Consider the following 6497-nt stretch of genomic DNA (forward strand, 5'->3'; position numbering starts at 1 on the left):
GTGCCCCGGGCGCCGCGCGAGCGCCCGCAGGATCGCCATCGGCGCGGGCGCGATCGGGCGCAGCTGCCCGTCCAGGACGACCGCGTGGCCGCGCAGCTCCAGCGCCAGCCCGCGGACCCGCAGCCGGCGCGCCCGCCGGCGGGGCAGGTCGGCCGCCAGGGTCCGCACCAGCGCGCCGAGCCGGGCGCGTTCGGGCTGCACGGTGGGGACCCCGCGGGCGGTCAGCTCCGCCGCCGTGACCGGGCCGACGCACGCCGCGACCAGCGGACCGCGCATGGCCGCCAGCAGCGGGTCGGCGAGCCCGTCCGCGGCGGCCGCGGCGAGCGTCGCGGCGACCGCGGGGGCGCTGGTGAACGTGATCGCGTCGACCGTCCCGGCGACGGCCTGCCCGACGAGCCGGTGCAGCGGCGTCGGGTCGTCGGCGGGCGCCCACCGGTACACCGGGACCTCGACGACCTCGGCGCCGGCGGCGCGCAGCGCCCCGGTCAGCTCCGGCTGCGGCTCCCCGTACAGCTGCACGGCGACGCGCGCCCCGGTCAGGTCCTCCGCCAGCAGGTGCCGCAGGACCTCGGCCGTCCCCTCCGACTCCGGCGACCACCGTTCCCGCAGCCCCGCCGACCGGACGGCGCCGCGCGCCTTCGGCCCGCGCGTCACGAGGGCGGCGTCCCCGAGCCGGGCGACGAGCTCGTCGCGCATCCCCCACCCGTCGGCGGTCTCCAGCCACGCGCGGAACCCGATCCCGGTCGTGACGACGACGTGGTCGAGCGGCGCGGCCAGGCACGCGCGGGTCGCCTCCAGCAGTCCCGCGTCGTCGGCGAGCGGGACCAGCCGGATCGCCGGGGCGAGCACCACCCGCGCCCCGCGCCGCTCCAGCAGCGTCGCGAGCTCCTCCTGGCGGCGGGCCGCGGTCACCCCGACGGCGAACCCGGCCAGCGCGTCACCGGCGGTGCTCATCGGGGACCGCCACCTCCACCCGGCCGCCGGCGCGCCGGACGCCGTACGCGGGCAGCGCCACCCGCGGATCGTCCAGGCAGACGCCGGTACGCAGGTCGAACACCTGCTTGTACATCGGCGAGGCCACGGTGGGGACTCCGTCGCGGGTCCCCAGGATGCCGCGCGACAGCACGTGGGCGCCGCTGAACGGGTCCAGGTTGGACAGTGCGTACAGGTCGCCGTCGAAGGTGCGGAACACCGCCACCTGCGTCCCGCCGATCATCGCGCAGACACCCCGCTCCGGGATGAGGTCGGCGTAGGCGCACACGTCGGACCAGCGCCGCGCGGATCCGTCCTGCGCGACCCCCTGCCGGGCGGGTGCGTGCTCGGCGGTCTCGTGGTGGGCCGGTCCGTTGCGGGCCGATCCGTTCTGTTCCGGGCGGACGGACTGGGGAGCGCGGGCCTCGGGTGCGAGGGTCGCTTCGGTCGTGCTCATCGTGCGGCAACCTCCTGGCTCTCGATCACTTCCCGACTCGTGATCACTTCGATCCTCGGCAGGGGCGGTTTCGCGATTGGGTCCCTTCTGTCACCGGCGTGTTAAAAGACGCTCACGGCGGCCGGGCGGGCGGCGGGCTCCAGCCGCACCGCGCACACCTTGAACTCGGGCATCCGGGACACCGGGTCGAGGGCCGGGTTGGTGAGCAGGTTCGCGCGTCCCTCCCCCGCCCAGTGGAACGGCATGAAGACCGTGTCCGGGCGGATCGCGTCGGTGAGCCGCGCGGTCGCGACGGCCGCGCCGCGGCGGCTGCGGACGCGCACCGCGTCGCCGTCCTCGAGCTCCAGCCGTCCGGCCAGGTCGGGGTGCAGCTCGACGAACGGGCCCGGTTCCGCCTCGGCCAGCGCCGGGACGCGCCGGGTCTGCGCGCCCGACTGGTACTGGGCCAGGACCCGCCCGGTCGTCAGGTACACGGGGTAGTCGGCGTCGACCTCCTCCTCGGGGCCGCGGTGCCCGACCGGGACGAACCGGGCGCGCCCGTCGGGCGTCGGGAACCTGTCCAGGAACGGGCGGGGGGTGCCGGGGTGGTCCGGAGCCGGGCACGGCCAGAACACGCCGCCCTCGCGCTCGATCCGCCCGTAGTCCATGCCGGAGTAGTCGGCGGGGCCGCCCGCGCTCGCGCGGCGCAGTTCGGCGAACACCTCCGCCGGGTCGTCCGGCCAGTCCCCCGGCGCGTCCAGCCGCCGTGCGAGGTCCGCGAGGACGGCCAGGTCGGTGCGGACGCCCTCGGGCGGGCCGAGGGCCCGCCTGCGGCGCAGCACCCGGCCCTCGAGGTTGGTCATCGTGCCGGACTCCTCGGCCCACTGCGCCGCCGGCAGCACCACGTCGGCGCGCGCGGCCGTCTCCGAGGGGACGAAGTCGGCGACGACCAGCAGGTCGAGCGCGGCGAGGCGCTCCTCGACGGCGGCGGCGTCGGGGGCCGACACCACCGGGTTCGAGCCGAACAGCAGCAGCGCGCGCGGGCCGGCGGGGCCGCCGAGCGCCGACAGCAGTTCGTGCGCGGACCGTCCGGGCCCGGGCAGGGCGTCGGGGTCGACGCCCCACACCCGCGCGACGTGGGCCCGCGCGGCGGGGTCGTCGATCCGCCGGTAGCCGGGCAGCTGGTCGGCCTTCTGCCCGTGCTCGCGGCCGCCCTGCCCGTTGCCCTGCCCGGTCAGGCAGCCGTACCCCGATCCGGCGCGGCCCGGCAGTCCGAGCGCCAGCGCGAGGTTGATGAACGCGGTGACGGTGTCGGTGCCGTGGGCGTGCTGCTCGGCGCCCCGCCCGGTGAGGACGTGCGCGCGGTCGGCGGCCGCGAGGAGCCGGACGGCCTCGCGCATCGCCGGGACGGGCACGCCGGTGATCCGCTCGACGCGGTCCGGCCAGTAGGAGTTGACGGCGGTGCGGGCGGCGTCGAAGCCGGTGGTGCGGGCCGCGATGTAGGCGTGGTCGGCGAGGTTCTCGGCGAGGACCAGGTGCAGCAGCCCGTTGGCGAGCGCGAGGTCGGTGCCCGGGAGCGGCTGGAGGTGGAGGTCGGCCTGCCGGGCGGTGGCGCTGCGGCGCGGGTCGACCACGATGAGGGCGCCGCCGCGGTCCCGCATCGCGGTGAGGTGCCGCATGAACGGCGGCATGGTCTCGGCGACGTTCCCGCCGGCCAGCAGCACCGCGCCGGATTCGGCGAGGTCGGTGACCGGGCCGGGCAGGCCGCGGTCCATCCCGAACGCCCGCCCGGCCGCCGCGGCGGCCGACGACATGCAGAACCGCCCGTTGTAGTCGATCTGCGATGTGCCGAGCGCGACCCGGGCGAACTTCCCGAGCGTGTACGCCTTCTCGTTCGTCAGGGCCCCGCCGCCGAACACCGCGACGGCGTCCGGCCCGTGCGCGGCCCGCAGCGCCCGCAGTTCCGCCGCGACGCGGCCGAGCGCCTCGTCCCACGTGCACGGCTGGAGCGGCGCGTCCCGGCTCTCGCGCTTCAGCGGCGCCGTGAGCCGGTCCGGGACGGTGAGCAGCTCCGCCGACGTCCAGCCCTTCCGGCACAGCCCGCCCTGGTTGGCGGGGACGTCGTCGCGCGGCGTCACCTCGACGGGAGGAGACCCGGGCGGCGATCCGGGGGCCGCGAGGCGCAGGGTCATGCCGCACTGCAGGGCGCAGTACGGGCAGTGCGTGGGAGTCCCGATCATGCCCGCGAGCCTGCCCGGGGGCCGTTTCGCGGCCGATTCCCGCGGATGACCGCCGTGTTAAAAGGCGTTCACGCGGCGCGCACGGCGGTCGTCCACCGCGGGCCGTGGGATGAGAATCTCAGGGTCTGACGATCGCGTGTCAAGCGTTGTCGAACGCTGTCATGGCCGTTTCGTCGCCTTTCACCCGATTCCCGAACGGATTGGCGGTCGCCTCGCGGCGCCCCGGAACGATGCGGCCCCCGCCGCCGACCCCGTCCCGCCGCCCCACCAAGATCGCGCCTAATCTCGGGTACATGCCCGACCTTGCCTACTACGCCTCACTGCCGCGCTCCCGCGGCGCCGCGGCCGCCCTGCTCCTGGACGACCTCGGGCGGGTCCTGCTGGTCAAGCCGACCTACAGCGAGGGCTGGTTCCTCCCCGGCGGCGTCATCGAGGCGGACGAGTCCCCCCTGTCGGCGTGCCTGCGCGAATGCGAGGAGGAACTCGGACTCGTCCCGCGCCTGGACGGCCTGGCCTGCGTCGACTGGGGCTCCCCGCGCTCGGACGGCGTCGACTCGGTCAACGTCTTCGTCTTCGGCGGCTCCATCACCGGCGCCGAGGCGGACGCGATCCGGCTGCCGCCCGACGAACTGTCCGACCACGTCCTGGTCGCGCCGGAGAAGATCCCCGAACTGGCCCCGCCGCACGTCGCCCGCCGGATGGAACCGGCGCTGCGCGCCATGGCCGAGGGCCGCGCCGTCTACCTCGAGGACGGCGCCGAGCAGCCGTTCGGCACCCCCGCCCTCGGCCGCCGCTGACCGCCGGGCCGGCGTCAGGCCGGAACGGCGTCCTTGATCTGCCTGCCGCGCTCCGGATCGGCGACGCGCGCGCAGTGGGCGCAGCAGTACCAGTGCCCGTCCACGTCGACGCCGTGCCCCATGATGCGGCACTCGCAGTTCTCGCAGACCGGCGCCATCCGGCTCACCGCGCACTCGAACGAGTCGAACGTGTGCACCTCCCCCTGCGCGTGCACCTCGAACGACATCGCGTAGTCATTGCCGCAGACCTCGCAGACCGCCATGGCCGGTTCCCTTCCCCCGTCGCGTCGCATGCCGTCACCCCCGCCCTACCCGCGAACCCCTGCCCTACCCGCGAACACCCGGCCCTACCCGCGGCGCCCGCACGGGCGCCGGGGGCCGCCCCCACCCCTGGCAGCGGCCCCCGGCGGGCTCTCAGCGGGCCGCGTGCGGCCCGGATCCGGTCACACCCCGGCCTCCGCCAGGCTCATGCGCCGGTCCCCGAGCCGCACCCGGCGCATGTACACCGCCCAGGTCAGCCCCAGGCACAGGCCGTAGAACGCCGCCAGCACGATCAGCGCGGGAGCGATGCCGCCGGTCCGCTCCACCGAGATCCGGAAGGTCTGCTGGATGAGCGCGCCGCCGAGCGCGCCCACGGCGGAGATCAGCCCGATGGCCGCCGCGGCCTCCCGCCGCGCCAGCTCGATCGCGCGCTCCCGCGCCGCCCGGCCGGCCGCGGCGGCGCGCGCCTCCGCACGCGTCCGGAAGATCGCCGGGATCATCTTGTAGGTCGAACCGTTCCCGACCCCCGTGGAGGCGAACACCCACAGGAAGGCGCCCAGGAAGAGCGCCCACGCCCCCGTGCTCACGCCGCCCCAGACCGCGACGATCCCCAGCCCCATCCCGAGGAAGTTCCAGAACGTGACCGCCGTGCCGCCGAACCTGTCGGCCAGCCAGCCGCCGACGGGCCGCGCCGCCGATCCGACCAGGGCGCCGATCCAGATGTAGTGGGACGCGTCCACCTCGGGGAACTGGTTGCCGATCAGCACCCCGAAGGAGAACGAGTACCCGATGAAGGACCCGAACGTGGCGATGTACAGCACCGCCATGACGATCGTGTGCGGCCGGGCGGCGATCCGCCCCATCTCCGCCATCGTGTAGGACCGGCTCGCCCGCGTCAGGTTGTTCATGAAGAAGTAGGCGCCCGCGGCCGCCGCCAGGATCAGCGGCATCCACACCCAGCCGACCGCGATCAGCCCGAAAGCGGCGATCAGCGGCGGCATCGTCAGCTGCGTGACGCTCACCCCCACGTTGCCGCCCGCCGCGTTGAGCCCCAGCGGCAGCCCCTGCTTCGACGCCGGGTAGAAGTGCGCGATGTTGGCCATCGAGGACGCGAAGTTCCCCCCGCCGAGCCCGGTGGTCGCGGCGATCAGCAGCAGCACCCAGAACGGCAGCCCGGGATTGGCGATCGCGAACACGAACAGCCCGCACGGGATCAGCAGCAGCAGACCGCTGACGACGGTCCAGTTGCGCCCGCCGAACCTCGCCGGGCCGAACGTATAGGGAATCCGCAGCAGCGCCCCCACCAGGTTGGGCACCGTCGTCAGCCAGAGGGTCTGCCCCACCGACAGCGCCGTGCCGTTGTCCGCCAGGTGCAGGACGGCGATGCTCCACAGCAGCCAGACGCAGAAACCGAGGTGCTCCGTGCAGATCGAGAAGATCAGGTTGCGGGCGGCGACCCGCCGTCCCGTGCGGTCCCAGAACTCCCCGTCCTCCGGGTCCCAGTGATCGATCCACCGGCCGCCCCGCGGCACGGCCTCCGGCCGCGCGGCGGACTCGTCGGTCAGCGCCGTCATGCTCGGTTCCTCCAGACGTCTCGTGGACACCCGAAGGACGGTAGGGACGGCGGATTACACGGGACGGCGCGCCGCGTGCACGCGCTGCAACATCCTCCGCACAACCCCGCCGGGACGGCTGTGAGGCCGCGTCACCCCGAGCCCGGCCCGCGGGGCGCGCGGACGCGCCGGGCCCGGCCCGGGGCCTGACGCCCCGGACGCGCCGGGCCCGCCGGGG

Annotated in this window: 6 protein-coding genes; 1 reads left to right on the forward strand and 5 read right to left on the reverse strand. The window is 75.5% G+C overall.

Translation table 11 applies throughout. The features are described 5' to 3' along the window. The 3 genes from ACFQ11_RS36715 to ACFQ11_RS36725 all read right to left on the reverse strand — a co-directional run. Positions 1-954 (reverse strand): uroporphyrinogen-III synthase (locus ACFQ11_RS36715; RefSeq protein WP_378307401.1); only part of this gene is annotated, 954 nt, incomplete at its 3' end. Further along, positions 938-1429, reverse strand: a complete 492-nt coding sequence (gene nirD / locus ACFQ11_RS36720) for a nitrite reductase small subunit NirD (RefSeq protein ID WP_378307403.1) — start codon at positions 1427-1429, stop codon at positions 938-940. The genes ACFQ11_RS36715 and nirD, both read right to left, overlap by 17 nt. Positions 1430-1530: 101 nt before the next feature. Then, positions 1531-3648, reverse strand: a complete 2118-nt coding sequence (locus tag ACFQ11_RS36725; RefSeq protein WP_378307405.1) for a molybdopterin oxidoreductase family protein — start codon at positions 3646-3648, stop codon at positions 1531-1533. A gap of 293 nt (positions 3649-3941) precedes the next feature. On the opposite strand from ACFQ11_RS36725, the gene ACFQ11_RS36730 reads away from it, so the two are divergent. After that, on the forward strand, positions 3942-4445 hold the full coding sequence (locus tag ACFQ11_RS36730) for an NUDIX domain-containing protein (protein WP_378307407.1): 504 nt from the start codon (positions 3942-3944) through the stop codon (positions 4443-4445). A gap of 14 nt (positions 4446-4459) precedes the next feature. Here the strand turns inward: ACFQ11_RS36730 and ACFQ11_RS36735 are convergent, their stop codons facing one another. Then, on the reverse strand, positions 4460-4708 hold the full coding sequence (locus tag ACFQ11_RS36735) for a hypothetical protein (protein WP_378307409.1): 249 nt from the start codon (positions 4706-4708) through the stop codon (positions 4460-4462). A gap of 180 nt (positions 4709-4888) precedes the next feature. Next, positions 4889-6310, reverse strand: a complete 1422-nt coding sequence (locus tag ACFQ11_RS36740; RefSeq protein ID WP_378307411.1) for an MFS transporter — start codon at positions 6308-6310, stop codon at positions 4889-4891. Positions 6311-6497 lie beyond the last annotated feature (187 nt).

It is taken from the genome of Actinomadura sediminis, from assembly GCF_042675525.1.
In the GTDB taxonomy this organism is placed as follows: Bacteria; Actinomycetota; Actinomycetes; order Streptosporangiales; family Streptosporangiaceae; genus Spirillospora; species Spirillospora sediminis.

Coding starts and splice junctions, on each gene's coding strand:
- ACFQ11_RS36725 (WP_378307405.1), bottom strand. CDS start 3,648: ATGATCGGGACTCCCACGCACTGCCCGTACTGCGCCCTGCAGTGCGGC.
- ACFQ11_RS36735 (WP_378307409.1), bottom strand. CDS start 4,708: ATGGCGGTCTGCGAGGTCTGCGGCAATGACTACGCGATGTCGTTCGAG.
- nirD (WP_378307403.1), bottom strand. CDS start 1,429: ATGAGCACGACCGAAGCGACCCTCGCACCCGAGGCCCGCGCTCCCCAG.
- ACFQ11_RS36730 (WP_378307407.1), top strand. CDS start 3,942: ATGCCCGACCTTGCCTACTACGCCTCACTGCCGCGCTCCCGCGGCGCC.